Genomic DNA, 20,072 nt, shown 5'->3' with positions numbered 1-20,072 from the left:
GAACGCGTCTGATTATCAATTTAATAATAATTTTTGTTATTTGGATAATAAGAATTCAGGCTGGTAAATAAATTTGAATCAAAAGAAGTTAACTGTTGTCTAATCGTCTTACCTTTGCATCACTAAAATTATCAAAATGGAACATAAAGCAGGATTTGTAAATATAATAGGGAACCCAAATGTTGGAAAATCTACCTTGATGAACGCTTTTGTGGGCGAAAAACTTTCCATTATTACTTCTAAAGCGCAAACAACGCGTCACAGAATTCTTGGAATTGTAAATGGGGAAGATTTCCAGATGCTTCTTAGTGATACCCCGGGAATTATAAAACCGGCGTACGAGTTGCAGGAATCTATGATGGGTTTCGTTAAATCTGCTTTTGAAGATGCCGATGTGTTGGTGTATATGGTGGAAATTGGTGAAAAGGAACTTAAAGATGAAGCCTTTTTCAATAAAATAATTGGAACCGATATTCCTGTTATTTTATTGCTGAATAAAATTGATAAATCTAACCAGGAAGAATTGGAAAGTCAGGTGCAGATGTGGACAGAGAAGGTGCCTAATGCTGAAATCTTCCCGATTTCGGCCCTGGAAGGTTTTAATGTTGCCGAAGTTTTTAACCGAATTATAGAACTACTTCCAGAATCTCCCGCATTTTATCCAAAAGATACACTTACCGATAAGCCTGAACGTTTCTTTGTAAATGAGATTATTCGCGAAAAGATCTTAATGCATTATAAAAAGGAAATTCCTTATGCAGTAGAAATTGATACCCAGGAATTTTTTGAGGAAGAGAAAATTATTAGAATGCGAAGCGTGATCATGGTAGAGCGTGATACCCAGAAAGGTATCATCATTGGCCATAAAGGAGCGGCTCTAAAAAGGGTTGGAGTAGAAGCAAGGAAAGACCTTGAAAAATTCTTCGGAAAACAGGTTCATTTAGAACTTTATGTGAAAGTGAATAAAAACTGGAGAAGCGACCAGCGCCAGTTAAAGCGTTTCGGATATAATGAATAATTTTTTCTGAACTAAAATTTTAAAGTTTATTACAGGAAATTCAATTCAAAAAACTTCAATTTCCTGCCCTGGAAACTTCCGTTTTCTAAGTTTCGGGTAAACCCGAATTTTTACACTAATTTTGCAAACAATTAAATTCTCTGAATAAATTCAGGGAATAAAACCTCAATGAGGGATTAAATAATAATATTATGGGCAATATTGTAGCCATTGTAGGAAGGCCAAACGTTGGGAAATCTACCTTTTTCAATAGATTAATTCAACGCCGCGAGGCGATTGTAGATTCGGTTAGTGGGGTTACTCGCGACCGTCATTATGGAAAATCTGATTGGAATGGGCGTCATTTCTCCCTTATAGATACGGGTGGTTATGTAGTAGGAAGCGACGATGTTTTTGAAGCCGAAATAGATAAGCAGGTAGAACTTGCAATAGATGAAGCCGATGCCATTATTTTTATGGTAGACGTTGAAAGTGGCGTGACTCCAATGGACGAGGATGTAGCACAACTGCTTAGAAAAATAGATAAGCCCGTTCTTTTAGCGGTAAATAAGGTAGATAATAATAAAAGGCTGGAGAATGCAGTCGAATTTTATTCTTTAGGTCTTGGTGAATATTTTCCTATTGCCAGTACAAATGGTAGTGGAACAGGAGATTTGCTGGACGCTCTAATTGAAGCTTTGCCGGTAAATGAAGCCGTAGAAGAAACAGAATTACCAAGATTTGCTGTAGTAGGTCGTCCTAACGCGGGGAAATCTTCTTTTATAAATGCGCTAATAGGCGAAGAACGTTATATCGTAACAGACATTGCGGGAACTACCCGCGATGCTATGGATACCAAGTATAATAGATTCGGGTTTGAATTTAACCTGGTAGATACTGCCGGGATTAGAAGAAAATCGAAGGTTAAGGAAGACCTCGAATTTTACTCGGTAATGCGTTCTGTGCGTGCCATAGAAAACTGTGATGTTTGCCTGGTAATCTTAGATGCCACTCGTGGATTTGATGGTCAGGTTCAAAATATTTTCTGGCTGGCGCAAAGAAACCGAAAAGGAATCGTGATCCTGGTTAATAAATGGGATTTGGTTGAAGAGAAAGAGACCAATAGTATGCGTGATTATGAAGCAATGATAAGACGCGAAATAGAGCCTTTTACCGATGTGCCGATTGTTTTCATGTCTGTGCTTACCAAGCAACGTATTTTTAAAGCTATTGAAACTGCAGTTACTGTTTTTGAAAACCGCAGTAAAAAAATTAAAACCCGTGAACTTAACGATGTAATGCTTCCAATAATAGAGCAAAATCCGCCGCCGGCTTATAAAGGAAAATATGTGAAAATTAAGTTTTGCACGCAATTACCTACGCCACAGCCGCAATTCGCATTTTTCTGTAATCTTCCGCAATACGTTAGAGATCCATACAAACGATTTATAGAGAATAAGTTAAGGAAGGAATTTGATCTAACTGGAGTGCCAATTTCAGTGTATTTCAGAAAAAAATAAGTTTCCTGTTAAACTTTGTAACAAATCGAGAGTCTAACTACCAATATAGTTAGTGAGGCATTTCTTTGTCCTGATTTTTTCAACGTTTAACACCTATACTCTAAATGAGAATTTTACTTTCCCTTGTCTTGCTTTTCCTGGCAGGAAATTTAACTGCCCAAAATTTTGAAATTAATGGTAAAGTAACCGGCCCGCAGGGGGAACCGCTGGAATCAGCTACGGTGTACCTGGAAAAACCTGCAGACAGTAGTTTGGTTACCTATACTATTTCGGATAATTCTGGGGGATTTCAACTTGCTGGAAATGGCGGGCTCGAAGTCGCTAATTTACTTATCTCCTACGCCGGATTTAAAACGCATAGCCAAAAATTAGAAATTGATGAAAAACTCAATTTAGGTACGATAAAAATGCAGGTGGCCGATAATGCTTTAGATGAAATAACAATTACTTCTTCTCGCGCACCGGTAACGATAAAGAAAGATACTCTGGAATTTAATGCTGCTTCTTTTAAAACACGTAAAGATGCAAACCTTGAAGAATTACTAAAAGAACTTCCCGGGGTAGAAGTAGCGACGGACGGAAGTATAACGGTAAACGGCACCCAGGTTTCTCAAATTAAAGTGAACGGAAAGGAATTCTTTGGGGATGATCCTAAAATTGCTACTAAAAACCTCCCAAAGGAATTAATTAATAAACTCCAGGTGGTAGATAGTAAAACAAAATCTGAAGAATTTACCGGAAAAGAAGGTGATGCTGAAAATAAGACGATCAATATTACCATTGATGAAGATAAGAATCGCGGATTTTTCTCGAGGCTTACTGCCGGTGGCGGAACCAACGATCGGTATGAATTAAGCGGAATTGGAAACTATTTTAAAAATGATTTTCGCGTTAGTCTTTTGGCGAGTTCAAACAATATCAATTCTTCCGGGTTTTCTTTTGACGAGATCTACGATGCTATGGGCCGTAATGCCTATTCTATAACCAGGAGTCGTGGTGGGAATTTTAGTATAAACGGTAATAGTTTTGGATCAGGTAATGGGATCACAAAATCTGATAATGCCGGCTTTAGTTTAGTAAACGAATGGCCGCAGGAAACCGAACTTTCTTCCAATTATTTTTATAGCCGCGCCGATAATATCACCGAAACCAAAACCCAAAGAGAAAATATTCTGCCCAATAGAAGATTTTTTAATAATTCAGAATCCAGTAGCAATAGACTTAATAATAATCACCGTTTTAGTCTGAGTTTTGAAATTCAGCCAGATACTTTAACCAGAATTTCAGTTAGACCAAATATTAATACCAATAGCGGTCGCTCTTCTAACCAGTCTTTTACAGAATCTGTTAAAGAGGATGGTACACCAATAAACACGGCTTTAACCGATAATTATTCTGAAGTACATAGCGTGAATTTTTCTAATCGATTAAATTTTACACGTAAATTCGGTGAAAATGGTGGTTATTACAGCCTTAGTTTCAATAATGAAAATAACACCCGTTCTCAGGATGATAATTTCTTTTCAGAAAGGGAGATCTATAACCAGGAAGGAGAACTGGTAAATACCGATGTTCAGGATCAGTTAATTTCAGAAGAAAATAGGGATAATAATTATGGTATTGATCTAGGTGCCCGTTTTCCCATTACTGAAAAATTAATGCTGGATGTAAGTTATGATTTTGATAAGGAAGATGGCCGAAACGAGCGCCTGGTTTACGATGTAAACGAGGAAGGTGATTATACCCTACTTGATAATGACTTAAGTAACGATTTTGTTTCTGAATCTTTTGAACATCGCCCAAGTTTAGGCCTTGTTTATAACGATGAAAAATTAAGAGCCAGTCTTTCAGGAGGTTTTCAAAGTCTTCGATTAAAAAATAGGGATCTTTTCACTGAAACGAGTATAGATAATACTTACGAAAATTTATTTGCCAACGCCTATTTCAGGTATAGTTTATCACAGGGAAAATCTATTTATTTTAATTATAACAACTCCTGGGATACACCTTCACTTACTCAAGTACAGCCGGTTACCAATACTATAAATCCGCTGAACATCATTACCGGTAATCCAGATCTTAGACCGGCTTTGAGGCACAGGTTTTATGTCAACTTTAATAATTTTGATTTTAAAACGCGTTCAGGGTTTTATGCTTATTTAGGAGGAAACTTCACTAATGACCAGGTGGTGACTCGTAGTACTGTAGATGAGGATTTAGTAAGAACTACTACTTACACGAATGTAGACGGCGCTTATAATTACTTTGGGGGTGGAAGTATGGATAAAACCTTTAAATTGGAAAATGAAAGTTCTATAAAAATTAGAGGTGGAATTTATGGGAATTTCAATAAAAATATAGGTTTCACTAACGAGCAACGCTATTTCTCTAAAAGTTTAAACTTGACGCCAAGTTTAAGTGTAGAATATAATTTTAGAGACCTGGTGACTTTAGAACCTTTTTACAGCGTAGAGTTTGTGGATGCTGAATATAGTTTTAATAACAGGGAAGAGAATTATAAGAATCAGAACATTTCTTTGGCGCTTACCTCTTTCTGGCCAGAGAAATTTGTAATAGGAAGCGATATCGCCTACCAGTCTATCGGGAACGCTTCGCCGGGATTTCAGAATTCATTCTACTTATGGAACGCCAGTTTAGGCTATGAAATTCTTGGAGATAATGGAACGCTAAAGGTTAAAGTCTTCGACTTGCTGGATCAAAATATAGCAACTAGAAGATTTACCGGAGACGATTTTATTCAGGATACCCAGGAACTGGTTTTGGAACAATATTTTATGCTGAGTTTTACTTATAAAATAAGCAAGTTTGGCGGAAAAGATCCTAATAATAAGAGAGGGAGATAGTTTTAACTTCTTCTGGAAATGAAAAGACTGTTTGGGATGTTTTAGTTCCGTCAAGCTGAACTTGTTTCAGCTTCTAACATGGTTAGATTACCAACAACTTAGATCCTGAAACAAGTTCAGGATGACGATTTAAACGAACCTCTCAAACAGTCTTTATTTATATAGATTTTTCAGTTAAGAATACTGCTAACTGCCTACTGAATTACTGCTAACTGGAAATTACCAGCTTCCACCGGCACCGCCGCCGCCGAAACCTCCGCCACCGAAACCTCCGCCAAAGCCGCCTCCGCCGCCAAAACCTCCACCGGAGCTGCCTCCGCCAAAAGTGCCACGTCCAAGAGAGCTTAATATAATAGCGTCAAGAAAAGTATCTCCTGCGCTTCTTCGGCCACCGTTGCGACCTCCACCACCACGTCGCTTGAAAAACGAAATAATAATGACCACAAAAATAATAAGCATAACAATTCCCTGGAGTGGAAAGCTTCTTTCCGAATTCCGGGATTGTGGTGTGCCTTCAAACGTGCCTGCTAATACCTGGAAAATTGCGGTGGTTCCGGCATCCAGCCCGTTGTAATAACTACCATTCCTAAATTCAGGGAGAATTACCTGCTCAATTATTTGACGAGTACGGGCATCAGTCATATACTCTTCAAGCCCATAACCATTAGTAATCCAAATCTTTTTATCTTCTTCAGCTACAATAACCAGTAAGCCATTATCTTCTGCACTTTGTCCAATTCCCCATTCGTGGGCCCATTTCACTGCATAATCACTCTGATTTTCTCCTTGAAAGGAATTAATACTCGCGACTACAATTTGGGTTGAAGTCGTATCAGCATAGTTAATCAACTTCTGCTCCAATTGCTTTTCTTCCGAAGAAGTTAAAATATCGGCTTCATCATAAACGCTGGTTTCCTCCGATGGTTTAGGCGGAACATCACGCTGTGCATATATAAACCCCGAAAAAACGAGGAAAAACAGAAATAGTAATTTGAATCTTTTAGTGAATTGTGGCATTTATCCTTTTGAAATTTCGTTGGAGAGTTCGTCTCGTGTGTCTTCACTCCACGGGAAGTGTTCTTTGAGCTGCTGGCCTGCAGTTAAAATACCGTTTACCAAGCCTTGCTTGAATTCTCCTTTTTTAAATTTTTCTACAATAGCATCTTTGGTGCTTTCCCAAAAATCATCTGGAACTACATCATTAATGCCTTTATCACCATAGATCACAAAATTATGATCTTCTACGGCAACATAAATAAGCACTCCGTTAGCGTGCTTAGTGTTATCCATCTTTAGCATATGAAAAACTTCCATTGCGCGATCAAAAATATCTTTTTCGCCGGTAGTTTTTTCCAGGTGAACCCTTACCTCACCAGAGGTGTGGCTCTCGGCCTTTCTAATGGCTTCAATGATCTCTTCTTCGTCCTTTTTATTTAAAAAATCTTCAACTTTGCTCATCTCTTTTAAAAATCAAATTCAACATCGGGGGCGTTTTCTGCACCTTCTTCAGCTTCAAAAGTTGCTTTTCTTTCAAAGCCGAACATTCCAGCAAAAATGTTATTCGGGAATTTTCTAATATAAGTATTGTATTGTCTTACCGCTTCATTATAACGATTTCTCGCTACACTAATACGGTTTTCTGTTCCTTCTAATTGTGATTGTAATTGAAGGAAGTTTTGATTCGATTTTATATCTGGATATCTTTCGACAGAAACCAAAAGTCTTGATAATGCTGAAGATAGTCCGCCTTGAGCCTGCTGGAATTGCTGAATTTGCTCCGGATTTAAATTTCCGGCATCAACATTTACTGAAGTAGCTTTAGCACGAGCTTCAATTACATCGGTAAGTGTTCCACGTTCAAAATCGGCTGAACCTTCTACGGTACTAACTAAATTCGGGATAAGATCACTTCTACGCTGATAGGCATTTTCAACATCGGCCCAATTCTTTAAAACGCTTTCTTCGTACTCTACTGCGGTGTTATTTACTCCGGCCGTAAGGCTGTAAACTATAATACCCAGAACTACAATAACTATTACAGGGATTAACCATTTTTTCATTTCTACAACTGATTTTTTAGATTGATTAGTTTTGCTTTTACTCCTTCCAACTTACGAATTATTTCGAAGTTGCTAAGAGTTTTGTGTTTTTCTTCTTTTAAATGTGTTTTTGCACCTTCAAGGGTGAAGCCGCGTTCTTTAACCAGGTGATAAATAAGCTCTAAATTCTTAATATCTTCTGGGGTAAATTTGCGATTTCCCTTGGCATTTTTTTTAGGCTGAATTACATCGAATTCCTTTTCCCAAAAACGAATTAAGGAAGTGTTCACCTTAAAGGCTTCAGCAACTTCGCCAATTCCGTAGTATCTTTTATCTGGTAAATTGAGGTGCATTAATCCAGCGATTGGTTTTCTTGTTGTGCTTTTTCCAGAACCTTATCAAACTCTTCGGGAGATAGGTTGCCATAGTAAAAGTTAATCGGGTTAATTCGGCGGTCATCCTTAAAGATCTCGTAATGTAAATGCGGGCCCTGGGATCTTCCTGTGCTGCCTACATAACCTATAATATCACCACGTTGTACCCGCTGGCCAACTCGCACATTATATTTATATAAATGAGCATAAAGACTGGTGTAACCATAGTCGTGATCTATTCTTATATGATTCCCATACCCGGTAGATCTATTATCGGCTCTTTTAATACGTCCATTCCCGGTAGCATAAACCGGTGTGCCACGAGGGGCGCTAAAATCCATCCCGTGATGGAATTTTCTTACTTTGGTAAACGGATCTGTTCTCCAACCGTAACCGGAAGCAATTCTGCTTAGATCTTCATTTTTTACAGGCTGTATCGCGGGCACGGCAGATAATAAACTCTCTTTCTCTTTCGCCAAATTGGCAATTTCATCAAGCGATTTAGATTGCACCACCAACTGCTTGGTAAGAATATCCATTCGTTTGCTGGTTTCAATAATCAGTTTAGAATTGTCAAAACCTTCCAGGTCTTTATAGCGGTTTATACCACCAAATCCTGCGAGCCTTTGCTCTTCAGGGATAGGATTGGCTTCAAAATAAACCCTGTAAATATTATTGTCTCTATCTTCAATATTCGCCAGTACATTTTGTATCTGGCTCATTTTTTTATTTAGTAAGCCATATTGTAACTCCATATTTTGAAGTTCGCGTTTTAGCGCTTTTTCTTTAGGGGTTTCAATCTGCGGAATGTTCAAATAAATAACCAGTAAGATAAAACCGGCCAGGAAAGATCCTAAGATACTAAGCAATACAATCCCTGTGCGGCGGCCTTTTCGGCGCTCGATTTTTCTATAGGATTGCGTCTCGCTATCGTAATGATATTTAACCTTCGACATGAGTCAAATTTATGCTATTTTTGCCAACAATACTAAGCAATTACCGTGCTAAGTTTAGTCTGGTAAACGAACAAATATAGGAAATTGTTTCAGCACCAACACAATTAATAATTTTAGATTAGATTAAGTAGATGAAATCTCAGGAAATAAGAAACCAGTTTTTAGAATTTTTTAAGTCCAAATCTCATAAAATCGTTCCTTCAGCGCCCATGGTGCTAAAAGACGATCCCACGCTAATGTTCACCAATGCGGGGATGGTTCAATTCAAGGAATATTTTTTGGGAAATAGTGAGCCTTCCAGCTCGCGTATTACCGATAGCCAAAAATGTCTTCGCGTAAGCGGAAAACATAACGATTTGGAAGAAGTGGGAATGGATACCTACCATCACACGATGTTCGAGATGTTAGGGAACTGGAGTTTTGGGGATTACTTTAAAGAAGAAGTCATAAACTGGGCCTGGGAATTACTTACTGAAGTTTTTAAAATTGCTCCTGAAAATCTTTATGTTTCTGTTTTTGAAGGAAGCAAAGAAGATAAATTAGGATTGGATACCGAAGCCCTGCAACTTTGGAAAAAGATTGTTCCTGAAGATCGAATAGTTTACGGCGATAAAAAAGACAATTTCTGGGAAATGGGTGACCAGGGACCTTGCGGACCTTGCTCTGAAATTCATATTGATATTCGATCTGAAGCTGAAAAAGCTAAAAAACCGGGAAAAGAACTGGTAAATGCAGATCACCCGCAGGTGGTAGAGATCTGGAACCTGGTTTTTATGCAGTATAACCGTAAAGCCGATGGTTCTTTAGTAGAACTTCCGGCAAAACATATAGATACCGGGATGGGATTTGAACGCCTTTGTATGGTTTTACAGGGAACACAATCTAATTACGATACCGATGTTTTTACGCCACTAATTGCTGAATTGGAAAAAATCACCAATTCCCCTTACGGAAAATCTGAAAAAACCGATATCGCGATTCGGGTAATTGCCGATCACGTGAGAGCGGTAACTTTTTCTATAGCCGATGGACAACTGCCATCAAACACCGGCGCCGGTTATGTGATTAGAAGGATTTTAAGACGTGCCATTCGCTACGGATTTACTTTTTTAGATACCAAAGAACCTTTTATTTATAAGCTTGTTGGGGTGTTAAGTAAGCAAATGGGCGAAGCATTTCCTGAACTTAAATCTCAAAAAACTTTATGTGAAAATGTAATTAGGGAAGAAGAGCAATCTTTCTTGAGAACTTTAGATCAGGGGCTGATTTTACTGGAAAATATAATTTCAGAAACTAAAGGGAAAACGGTTTCAGGGAAAAAGGCTTTTGAGCTTTACGATACTTTTGGTTTTCCTATAGATTTAACCGCGCTAATTTTACGAGAACGCGGATTTGATCTTGATCAAAAAGAATTTGAAGCTCAACTTAAGGAGCAAAAAGACAGGTCTCGTGCGGCCACTCAGGTTACTGCCGGCGACTGGGAAGAAATAAACCCGGTAAATGCTGAAGCCTTTGTGGGTTACGATCAATTAGAAGCTGAAACTCAAATTGCCCGTTACCGAAAAGTAGAAAGCAAAAAAGGTGCATTATATCAAATTGTGCTTTCGCAAACTCCATTTTACCCTGAAGGTGGTGGACAGGTTGGAGATAAAGGTTTTCTCATTGATAGCGAAAACAACAAAATAGAAATTACCGACACAAAAAAGGAAAATAACTTAATTGTTCATTTTGCGAAATCACTACCTAAGAATCCAAAAGATACATTTAAGGCGGTTGTAAACTCAAAAAATCGCTCGGCTACTGCGGCTAACCATACGGCCACGCACTTATTGCACCAGGCCCTTCGGGAAGTTTTGGGAACTCACGTAGAACAAAAAGGTTCTCTGGTTAAAGGTGATTACTTGCGTTTCGATTTTTCGCATTTTAGCAAAGTAACTAAAGAGGAACTCGAGCAAGTTGAGAAGCTTGTAAACCAACGTATTAACGAGCACTTACCTTTAGAAGAACAACGAAGCATTCCGTTTAAAGAAGCTGTAAACCAAGGAGCCTTGGCGCTTTTTGGTGAAAAATACGGGGATGCTGTTCGCGCCATTCGTTTTGGAGAATCTATGGAGCTTTGCGGGGGAATCCACGTAAAGAATACTTCGGAAATATGGCATTTTAAAATCACTTCTGAAGGTGCTGTTGCTTCTGGAATTAGAAGAATTGAAGCAATTACGGGGGAAGCTGTAAAAGAATATTTTGCTAACCAGGATGAGGTTCTAGAGCAAATAAAAGCCGAATTGAAAAACGCCAAAGATCCAGTAAAAGCGGTGAATACTTTGCAGGACGAAAATATAGCTTTAAAAAAGCAGGTAGAAGCTTTGCTAAAGGATAAAGCCAAAAATCTGAAAACCGAATTAAAGTCTGAAATTTCTGAAATAAACGGAGTGAATTTCCTTGCTAAGAAAGTAGATCTTGATGCAGGCGGAATAAAAGACCTTGCTTTCCAGTTAGGAGATGAATTTGAAAATCTGTTTTTATTATTCGGAACCGAGCAGAATAGGAAAGCACTTTTAAGCTGCTATATTTCTAAAGACCTGGCAAAAGAAAAAGACCTGCACGCAGGGAAAATCGTAAAAGACCTGGGCAAATATATCCAGGGCGGTGGCGGTGGCCAGCCGTTTTTCGCAACTGCCGGCGGTAAAAAACCGGAAGGAATTAACGAGGCTTTGCAAGAAGCGCAGGCTTATTTAAAATAAAGCACAAGGCTGTCTAAAAAGTCTATTTTCGTCAATCTGAACTTGTTTCAGCTTCTAATATGTTAACTGATTATCATTGAGTTAGATACCCGATAAAAAATCGGGACAGGCTTTGAAATAAATTCAAGATGACGGTTTTAAAATTTTTCAGACAGCTTATATAATTATATGGAATTCAGGACCAAAATACCCATAAAAGAGGCTGAACCTAAGATAGATTACGAATCTAAGGTCTTTCTTATTGGTTCCTGTTTTGTAGAGAATATTGGTAATAAATTGGATTTCTATAAGCTGCAAAATTTGCAGAATCCTTTCGGAATTCTTTTTCATCCCTTAGCCATAGCAAAGTTTTTTCGAAAACTTAGGGAGGATGCAATGTATACTGAGAAGGATATTTTTCAGCACCAGGAGCGCTGGCATTGTTTTGACGCCCACTCTTCTTTAAGTGATCCTAAGGCGGTGATTTTGCTAAAAAACCTTAATTCCGCATTAAGAAACGCTCGTGAGTTTCTTCAGCAAAGCTCACATTTGGTCATCACTTTGGGCACTGCATGGAGTTATTATCATTTGGAAAGCAAGCAGAGTGTAGCCAACTGTCATAAAGTTCCGCAGAAATCTTTCAGGAAAGAATTACAATCTACAGAAGAAATTGAACGAGCTTTAAATGAGATTGTAGGGGTTGTACGCCAAATAAACCCCGATGCTGCGGTTATTTTTACCGTTTCTCCGGTTCGCCATATCAAGGACGGATTTGTTGAAAATCAGCGTAGCAAAGCGCATTTAATTACCGCAATTCATAATCTATTGGAAAATAGAAAATCAATTCCCCCTTTGGGGGTTAGGGGGCTTTATTTCCCATCCTACGAATTGATGATGGATGAACTTCGGGACTATCGGTTTTATACCGAAGATATGTTGCACCCTTCCCAAACAGCCATAGATTATATTTGGAAGCGATTTATAGAAACCTGGTTTTCAGAAGATTCGATTTCGGTTTTAAATAAAGTGGAAAATATTCAAAAAGGATTAGCGCATCGTCCGTTTAATCCTGATTCTGAAGCACATTTGCGCTTTTTAGAAAAACTGGAAACTCAAATTTCAGCACTTAAGATGCGATTTCCTCACCTGGATTTCTAAATTAAATTTGCGTAAAATAATCTTTAATATAATTTTTATCTTGACTTTGTATAGAATTATTTTGTACTTTTATTTTAGAATTCGAGATATAAGTCGTTGAGAACGAAAGGCTGAAAAGCCCAAAGGTTTTGACAAATGTCTTAATTCGTTTTCTAAAATTTGTTGGGGTAGATTTTAGAAATTTTAAAAGCTTATGGACGGGTGGGGCCGTCCATAAGTATTTTATGACGCCAGTGTTTTCTTCAAAAACCTCAAAACTCACAATCTTTGTACCTTTAGAAAAAATTGAAGAATGAGAAATTTCCTTATCGGAGCATTTTTAGTGTTATTGGTTGTTTTTGGCGTGCGTTATTGTGAAAATAGAAACCAGGAGCGCGACGAATTAGAAGAAAGTACCGCTTTATTGCAGCAACAAATAAAAAATGTTGGTAAGCTAGTAGTGACCGAAGGCACTTTTTCCCAGGTTTATTCTTATAAGAATTCAAAGAAGTTTTATCTCGATATATTTTCGGCAAGAAAGAAAGCGCTTATCATTGTAAATGCTACGGCAACGGTGGCTTACGATCTAAGTAAATTAGAAACCGAAATTGATGAAGAAAATAAAATTGTACGCATCACCTCTATTCCAAAGGAAGAAATTACAATAAATCCCGAGATAAAATATTACGATGTTACCCAGGATTATTTAAACCAGTTTGATGCTGAAGATCACAATAAAATTAAGGGCCGAATAGAAAAATCCATTAGAGAAAAGGTAGAAGCTTCTTCACTGAAATCTAATGCTGAAAACAGGCTAATTAGCGAATTACAAAAGATCTATATTTTAACCAATTCTATGGGTTGGACGCTGCAATACAACGACCAGAATTTTAATGATTCCGAAGAATTCGAAAAAATAAAACTCTAATCAACTTTTTCGAAATTTGAAATTCGATTGCAGTATTAACTTACCAATTGGCCGTTTATAAGGCTTATTCCGCCATCAATTAGATGAGAGATATCTGGTCTACGAGATTTTACATCCTGTAAATTACTTAAAGCTTCCTTAGCGAGTTTTTCATCTTTTCCTACTGCTAGTTCATAAATCTCTACAAAAAGCAACCAGTCTTTCGGGTGATGTTTTTTTACAAGCTCTAAAGCAGCGTCTAATGAAAATTTCGCATTTTTCCCTTCTCTTATATTTCTAACTGAAGCATATAAAGACGCAAGTTCTTCACGTTCTGGCGTGCTTTTACTTTTTATTGTAGTAGTTGAGGTTTTGTGATTAATTAGATCAAAAGAAAGATTATCTGCCGGGCCGGCAAATGCTGAAATAACTTCCTTGCCAATCGCCATATCATATTTGCCCCATTCCGGTTTAAATAAAATTTCCTCGCCATAAGTAACAGTACAATCTTTTAGGCTAATAATGATTATTTTCCCCTGGAGATTCCTGGTGCCGGTAATGATTTCACCTTTTACTTTTATCCCACCTTCAAATTCAAATTCAATCTTTTCGCCTTCGTAGATATCGTAAGCCCTAAGATCCCGCGGACTCATATCTTCAATCGCTAAATTGATTCCTTTTAAAGAACCAATTGGTGAGCCAAATCCGTTAGGGTGATTTTTCACACTGTGACCGACCAGTTCCTTCTCCCGATGGGAAAGGGCAGTTTTACCTGAAGTTTGTATGTAAATTGGTTTGCCATCGTGTTCTATAACTTTTGAAAAATCTCCTGAGATCTGTAAACCGGTACTTAATTCTATAGTTCCAAGGTTTTTAGAATCTATTAATTTCTGAATTCCTTCCAGACCGCCTTTTCTTAAAGCCATTTTATTGGCAAATTCCTCCAGAACTGAGCTTAAATGAGCAAAATCTGGCGTTACATAAAGCTGAGGCTGAGGTTTAGTAATATCAAATTCCTGTTTGCAAGCTTCAATAGAATATGGAATCTTCTTTACTTTATCTGTCATACACCAGGCGCTTTCTCCAATAGAAGAGAGTAAGCCTGCACCGTATATTTTGGGATCTTCCAGGCTTCCTATCAGCCCATATTCAACGGTCCACCAGTGCAAATTTCTTATTTGCGCCATTTCGCTGGGCTTCCCCATATTATTTTGCAGGTAATCTACTTTCTTTTCGGCTTCTTCAATTTCTTGCTGAGGTGTATCTTCAGCTTCCTTAATAATAGAAAGATGCCTTATGGCTTCGTACATTTCATAATCTTTAGCGCTAGAAATCGCTTTACAGCCAATTTCGCCAAAGCGTCTAAGGTATTCTGCATATTCGGGGTTAGCGATAATAGGGGCATGACCGGCACCTTCGTGAATAATATCGGGTGCAGGAGTATATTCTATATGCTCGAGCTGACGAATATCGCTGGCAATTACCAAAACATTAAAAGCCTGGAATTCCATAAAAGCAGCCGGCGGAATAAACCCGTCTACAGCTACAGCAGCCCATCCAATTTCTTTTAAAATTCGGTTCATCCCATACATATTGGGAATATGATCTATAGAAATACCGGTTTGTTTTAAACCATCAAGGTAAGATTCGTGGGCGACTTTGCTTAGATAATCTACATTTTTACGCATTACATAGCGCCAAACCGCGTGGTTTATCGGGGAATAATCGTCGTAATTCTGTGGTTTTATATATTGCTGAAGATGGGCCGGCAAGCGGTCTAAAATCGCATTAGATTCAACTTTATCGAGCATAATTATGATTAACTAAAATTCAATATAAAGATAAGAAATTAAGCTGAAATTCATAAAATGATAACTAAAGCCGTGTAAAAATAAAAATGCTCCTACAAGAGGAGCATTTTAGTTGAAAAATTTGTGGGGCTAATTCTTTATTTCTGGCGGATACTTTTCAAGTATTTCAGAAACAATTTCGTTTATCCTTTTTTGTTTTTTATTCACATCACTGGCTAAAGCAGCTGTTCCCATTCCCTGCCAAACCAGTTCTTTTCCTTCAGCATCTATTAGATCTATATAAAGAGTGCCTTCACTGGTGCGGTTTACGGTATTAAAACCTGAACCCCAATACCAGGGATGCCATCCCCAACCATATCCCCAGCCCATCATATTGTTCTGGTAGATATTTATATTTTCATTGGTTTTTGTAAAAATGCTTACTAAAAGATCTGGATCATCAGATTTGGTGAAACCTTTACGCTGCATTTCAGCTTCTATGGCTCTTAGGATTCGTTTTTTATCTAGATCTGATATTTCAGCTTTATCTATTCCGGGTTTAAAAAACGCATAACTTTCATATTGTTTAAAATTTACTTCCCTGTCGTAATCTGAAGCAACTCTCACGCTGCTACAGGACGTTACCAGGATAGCTAGCAGTAAGAGAACCGGTGTAATTTTTAAGACTTTCATAAAATATTATTTTAGGTGTTAGTGTCAAAAAGAGACGGATCTACCAGGTTTGGGATAGTTACTTTTAGTTTTGGTTCCATTTGCATAGCCCTTTTTGCAGCGAAGACCGCTTCTTTGTTTCGGGCCCAGCTGCGGCGGGCAATTCCATTATTAACATCCCAGAAAAGCATAGACTTTAAACGCTCCTCCGATGCTTTATTTCCTTCAAGAATCATACCAAATCCACCGTTTGTTACCTCGCCCCAACCAACGCCACCGCCGTTGTGAATACTCACCCAGGTGGCGCCTCTAAAGCTATCTCCAATTACATTTTGTATTGCCATATCGGCTGTGAACTGGGACCCATCGTAAATATTTGAAGTTTCCCGGTAAGGAGAATCTGTTCCGGAAACATCGTGATGATCTCGACCTAAAATAACCGTTCCTATTTCTCCATTTCCAATAGCATCATTGAAAGCTTTGGCAATTTTCATTCGGCCTTCGGCATCGGCATAGAGAATCCTGGCTTTAGATCCTACTACCAGTTTATTTTCCCTTGCGCCTTTTATCCACTGAATATTATCAGCCATTTGCTGCTGAATTTCCTCCGGGGAATTCCTTTTAAGTTCTTCTAAAACTTCAGTCGCGATCTTATCGGTTTTATCCAGATCTTCTTCTTTTCCGGAAGCGCAAACCCATCTAAAAGGCCCAAAACCGTAATCAAAACACATAGGTCCCATAATATCCTGCACATAGCTCGGGTATTTAAAATCTTTTCCGTTTTCAGCTAAAATATCTGCTCCTGCCCGGGAGGCTTCTAATAGGAAAGCATTTCCGTAATCAAAGAAATAGGTGCCTTTAGCGGTATGTTTATTAATCGCTGCAGTTTGTCTTTTTAAACTTTCCTGTACTTTTTGTTTGAATTTTTCAGGTTCTTCAGCCATCATCGTATTGGCTTCTTCTAGACTCAAACCTACCGGGTAATAACCGCCGGCCCAGGGATTGTGCAAGGAAGTCTGGTCACTTCCCAAATCGATATAAATATTCTCTTTTTCAAAATATTCCCAAACATCTACGATATTTCCCTGGAAAGCGATAGAAACTACTTCCTTGTTCGCTTTAGCTTCCAGCACTCTTTTAGCAAGTTTTTCTAAATCTGAGATCACTTCGTCTACCCAGCCCTGGCTATGTCGGGTTTGTGTAGCTTTTGGATTTACTTCAGCACAAACGGTAATGCAACCTGCAATATTTCCGGCTTTGGGTTGCGCACCGCTCATCCCGCCAAGACCGGAAGTCACAAATAATTTGCCTTCCAGACCTTCTCCCGATTTTGATATTTTTCTGCCGGCGTTTAAAACTGTGATCGTGGTACCGTGTACGATTCCTTGTGGACCAATGTACATATAACTTCCAGCCGTCATTTGCCCGTATTGAGTTACACCAAGCGCATTAAATTTTTCCCAGTCATCGGGTTTCGAATAATTTGGGATCATCATTCCATTAGTAACTACCACTCGGGGAGCATTTTCGTGAGAGGGGAATAAGCCCATAGGATGGCCAGAATACATCACCAAAGTCTGGTCATTTTCCATTTCTGCTAAATATTGCAAAGTGAGCAGGTATTGCGCCCAATTTTGAAAAACCGCCCCGTTGCCACCGTAAGTGATCAATTCATCGGGATGCTGTGCTACTTTAGGATCCAGGTTGTTCTGGATCATTAGCATGATTCCTTTTGCTTGCGTGCTATTTCCCGGGTATTCTTCAATATTTCGGGCATATATATCATAATCCGGTTTCAGGCGATACATATAAATTCTCCCGTATTTCTCTAATTCCTCCTTAAATTCAGGTAGCAATTCCTGGTGATGTTTTTCTTCAAAATAACGCAGGGCATTTTGAAGTGCTAATTGTTTTTCTTCGGCATTTAAAATAGCCTTTCGTTTAGGAGCGTGATTTGCCGAAGTATCGTATTCTTTTTTGGGCGGAAGTTCACTGGGAATTCCCTGTAGTATTTTCGCTTTAAAGTCCATTTTATTTTTTGTTTGCAATAGATTTCAATATTAGGAAGAAATGTTAAATTAAGAAGTTATAAAATACATTTTCTATAAATTTAGCGCTCTTTTAAAGAAATAAATTATGAAATCTATTATAATTCTTCTTGCACTTGTTTGTCTTATTTCCTGTAAGGATCAGGAGAAAACAGCAGGAAGTAATTCGTTAGAAAGTTCTGCGGAAGAAATAAGCACTAAGCCAGACAATGCCCATAATTCTCAAAACTCTTTAGATTGGGACGGTGTTTATGAAGGGGTGTTGCCTTGTGAAGATTGCGAGGGAATTGAAACCAGTATTAGGTTAAAGAAAAATTTAGATTATGTCCTCTCGCAACATTATTTGGGAAGAACAGAAGTTGAAGAAAACAATCTTAACGAAACCGGAAAATTTGAGTGGAATAAGCAGGGGAATACCATTAGTTTGGGAGAAAGCCAAAAGCTTTATTTTCAGGTAAGTGAGAATTATCTGTTGCAGGTTTTTAAGGATGAATCTAAAGTAATGGGCGATTCTGCTATAAAATACCGACTTACTAAAACCAATAATTTATGACTGTTTGCCGGTTTTTTTATCATAACCATAAGGGCAATGCCGGCAACCGCTCTCACAGCAATAACCGCGCTTTAAGTGATATTGCTCGGTAAAACAGCGATAACCTTCAGGAGTGGTGTAGTAATCTCCTTCTTCTAACGGAATTCTTTTTTTGAAAAAACTCATAGGGCAAAAATACAATTTCTTAACTTCCACACGTGATTCTAATCGTTAACAAATATCTCCTGGGGAAATCTTTTAAAGGTGTGAGTTTATGGCCTTTTGTGATTTTAAAAAACCCGAAACTTAAGAAAGATGAAACTTTTATAAATCACGAAAAGATTCATCTTAGGCAACAAATAGAAATGCTTATTCTCCCTTTTTATATCTGGTATTTGTTAGAATATCTGCTGCGCTTAATTCAGTATAAGGATCGTTTTTTAGCTTATAAAAATATTAGTTTTGAGCGGGAAGCTTACACCCAGGAAATGAAAGAGAATTATATAAAGGAGCGTAAATTCTGGGCATTTTTGCAATTTATATAGGTGGTTAATCACATAATTAAGACCTTTGCTCTATGCCGAATCCCTTAAATTTTAATGCTGAAATTTCTTCGGAAAATCAATTTATAGCTGAATTCTCCAATGGAATTTCCCTTCACTTAAAGCGGGAAGATTTGCTGCATCCTGAAGTTTCAGGGAATAAATTCCGGAAGCTTAAGTACAATATTCTTGAAGCTCAAAAACACGAAAAGAAGACCTTGTTAACTTTTGGCGGCGCTTATTCTAACCATATTGCTGCTACTGCAGCGGCTGGAAAAATTTCGGGCTTAAAAACTATAGGAATTATTAGGGGAGAAGAATTAGGGCAAAATCTCGAAAAAACTTTGACCCAAAACAGAACTTTAAATTTTGCTCATTCCTGCGGAATGCAATTCAGCTTTGTTTCCAGGGAAGATTATCGGGATAAAGAAACATTGGAGTTTCAGAAGAAACTTAATGAAGAATTGAGTGAGTTTTATTTGGTGCCCGAAGGTGGCACTAACCAATTAGCGATAAAAGGTTGTGAGGAAATTTTAAACGAGAAAGATAAAGAATTCCACTTTATAGCTGCTTCGGTAGGAACAGGAGGAACACTTTCGGGCTTGATAAATGCATCAACCAAAAATCAGCAAATACTGGGTTTTCCGGCTTTAAAAGGTGATTTTCTTTCCGAAGAAATTAAAAAGTACAGCACTAAGAATAATTGGGAATTAATACTAAACTACCATTTTGCCGGTTATGCTAAGGTAGATTCGCATTTGATAAATTTTATTAATAAATTCAAAGAAAAATATCAAATTCAGTTAGATCCGGTATATACGGGAAAATTAGTTTTTGGTATTTTTGACCTTATAAAAACCGGATATTTTCCTTCCGGAAGTAAGGTCCTGGTAATACATACAGGAGGTTTACAGGGAATCCCGGGAATGAACAGCGTTTTAAAAAAGAAAAATTTGCCTTTAATCAGTTACTAA

General features: G+C 37.9%; 18 protein-coding genes. 9 read left to right on the top strand and 9 right to left on the bottom strand.

Features of this window, described 5'->3' with window-relative positions; translation table 11 throughout:
• The first annotated feature begins 136 nt into the window (after positions 1–136).
• The 3 genes from era to B5440_RS04245 all read left to right on the top strand — a co-directional run bounded on the left by era (position 137) and on the right by B5440_RS04245 (position 5,381).
• Positions 137–1,018, top strand: coding sequence for a GTPase Era (gene era, locus B5440_RS04255; protein ID WP_070054788.1), 882 nt, complete (start codon positions 137–139; stop codon positions 1,016–1,018).
• 191 nt (positions 1,019–1,209) lie between these two features.
• A complete protein-coding gene (der, locus tag B5440_RS04250) occupies positions 1,210–2,517 on the top strand; it encodes a ribosome biogenesis GTPase Der (protein ID WP_070054787.1) in 1,308 nt (435 codons plus the stop codon).
• 104 nt (positions 2,518–2,621) lie between these two features.
• A complete protein-coding gene (locus tag B5440_RS04245; protein WP_070054786.1) occupies positions 2,622–5,381 on the top strand; it encodes a TonB-dependent receptor in 2,760 nt (919 codons plus the stop codon).
• Between the two features lie 219 nt (positions 5,382–5,600).
• Here B5440_RS04245 and B5440_RS04240 read toward each other — a convergent pair whose 3' ends face one another.
• The 5 genes from B5440_RS04240 to B5440_RS04220 are packed head-to-tail and all read right to left on the bottom strand — an operon-like array spanning position 5,601 to position 8,750.
• Positions 5,601–6,398: a TPM domain-containing protein gene (locus B5440_RS04240; RefSeq protein WP_070054785.1), complete on the bottom strand. Its 798-nt coding sequence runs from the start codon at positions 6,396–6,398 to the stop codon at positions 5,601–5,603.
• Positions 6,399–6,839, bottom strand: a complete 441-nt coding sequence (locus B5440_RS04235) for a TPM domain-containing protein (protein WP_070054784.1) — start codon at positions 6,837–6,839, stop codon at positions 6,399–6,401.
• Positions 6,840–6,844: 5 nt separating this feature from the next.
• Positions 6,845–7,441, bottom strand: a complete 597-nt coding sequence (locus B5440_RS04230; RefSeq protein WP_070054783.1) for a LemA family protein — start codon at positions 7,439–7,441, stop codon at positions 6,845–6,847.
• Between the two features lie 2 nt (positions 7,442–7,443).
• Positions 7,444–7,773 carry a MerR family transcriptional regulator gene (locus B5440_RS04225; protein WP_057480627.1) on the bottom strand — a complete coding sequence of 110 codons (330 nt, stop codon included), beginning with the start codon at positions 7,771–7,773 and terminating at the stop codon, positions 7,444–7,446.
• Positions 7,773–8,750 carry a M23 family metallopeptidase gene (locus tag B5440_RS04220; RefSeq protein ID WP_070054782.1) on the bottom strand — a complete coding sequence of 326 codons (978 nt, stop codon included), beginning with the start codon at positions 8,748–8,750 and terminating at the stop codon, positions 7,773–7,775. The genes B5440_RS04225 and B5440_RS04220 overlap by 1 nt, the downstream gene beginning before the upstream one ends.
• Before the next feature lie 131 nt (positions 8,751–8,881).
• On the opposite strand from B5440_RS04220, the gene alaS reads away from it, so the two are divergent.
• From alaS to B5440_RS04200, 3 genes are all read left to right on the top strand, one after another.
• Complete coding sequence (gene alaS, locus B5440_RS04215; protein ID WP_070054781.1) at positions 8,882–11,491, top strand: alanine--tRNA ligase; 2,610 nt, start codon at positions 8,882–8,884, stop codon at positions 11,489–11,491.
• A gap of 168 nt (positions 11,492–11,659) precedes the next feature.
• On the top strand, positions 11,660–12,628 hold the full coding sequence (locus tag B5440_RS04210; protein WP_070054780.1) for a GSCFA domain-containing protein: 969 nt from the start codon (positions 11,660–11,662) through the stop codon (positions 12,626–12,628).
• A 292-nt stretch (positions 12,629–12,920) separates the two neighbouring features.
• Complete coding sequence (locus B5440_RS04200; RefSeq protein WP_070054778.1) at positions 12,921–13,535, top strand: DUF4230 domain-containing protein; 615 nt, start codon at positions 12,921–12,923, stop codon at positions 13,533–13,535.
• A gap of 35 nt (positions 13,536–13,570) precedes the next feature.
• On the opposite strand, the gene B5440_RS04195 is transcribed toward B5440_RS04200, so the two are convergent.
• From B5440_RS04195 to B5440_RS04185, 3 genes are all read right to left on the bottom strand, one after another.
• Positions 13,571–15,325: an aromatic amino acid hydroxylase gene (locus B5440_RS04195; RefSeq protein WP_070054777.1), complete on the bottom strand. Its 1,755-nt coding sequence runs from the start codon at positions 15,323–15,325 to the stop codon at positions 13,571–13,573.
• A 129-nt stretch (positions 15,326–15,454) separates the two neighbouring features.
• Positions 15,455–15,997: a DUF4136 domain-containing protein gene (locus tag B5440_RS04190; RefSeq protein ID WP_070054821.1), complete on the bottom strand. Its 543-nt coding sequence runs from the start codon at positions 15,995–15,997 to the stop codon at positions 15,455–15,457.
• A gap of 11 nt (positions 15,998–16,008) precedes the next feature.
• Positions 16,009–18,006: a urocanate hydratase gene (locus B5440_RS04185; RefSeq protein ID WP_070054972.1), complete on the bottom strand. Its 1,998-nt coding sequence runs from the start codon at positions 18,004–18,006 to the stop codon at positions 16,009–16,011.
• 106 nt (positions 18,007–18,112) lie between these two features.
• On the opposite strand from B5440_RS04185, the gene B5440_RS04180 reads away from it, so the two are divergent.
• Positions 18,113–18,577, top strand: a complete 465-nt coding sequence (locus B5440_RS04180) for a copper resistance protein NlpE (RefSeq protein WP_070054822.1) — start codon at positions 18,113–18,115, stop codon at positions 18,575–18,577.
• Here B5440_RS04180 and B5440_RS15550 read toward each other — a convergent pair.
• The gene (locus B5440_RS15550; protein ID WP_157823650.1) at positions 18,572–18,742 is read right to left on the bottom strand and encodes a C1orf53 family protein; all 171 of its coding nucleotides are present in this window, start codon (positions 18,740–18,742) and stop codon (positions 18,572–18,574) included. The two genes, B5440_RS04180 and B5440_RS15550, sit on opposite strands and share 6 nt — an antisense overlap.
• Positions 18,743–18,774: 32 nt before the next feature.
• Between B5440_RS15550 and B5440_RS04175 the strand changes: the two genes are divergently transcribed.
• Together B5440_RS04175 and B5440_RS04170 are read left to right on the top strand one after the other, a co-directional pair.
• Positions 18,775–19,101: a hypothetical protein gene (locus tag B5440_RS04175; protein ID WP_070054823.1), complete on the top strand. Its 327-nt coding sequence runs from the start codon at positions 18,775–18,777 to the stop codon at positions 19,099–19,101.
• Between the two features lie 32 nt (positions 19,102–19,133).
• The gene (locus B5440_RS04170; protein WP_070054824.1) at positions 19,134–20,072 is read left to right on the top strand and encodes a 1-aminocyclopropane-1-carboxylate deaminase/D-cysteine desulfhydrase; all 939 of its coding nucleotides are present in this window, start codon (positions 19,134–19,136) and stop codon (positions 20,070–20,072) included.

Origin of the sequence: Salegentibacter salarius (assembly GCF_900168265.1) — a bacterium.
Lineage (GTDB): Bacteria > Bacteroidota > Bacteroidia > Flavobacteriales > Flavobacteriaceae > Salegentibacter > Salegentibacter salarius.
The sequence above is the reverse complement of the archived record's forward strand: the minus strand, read 5'-3'. Positions and strand labels throughout refer to the sequence as shown.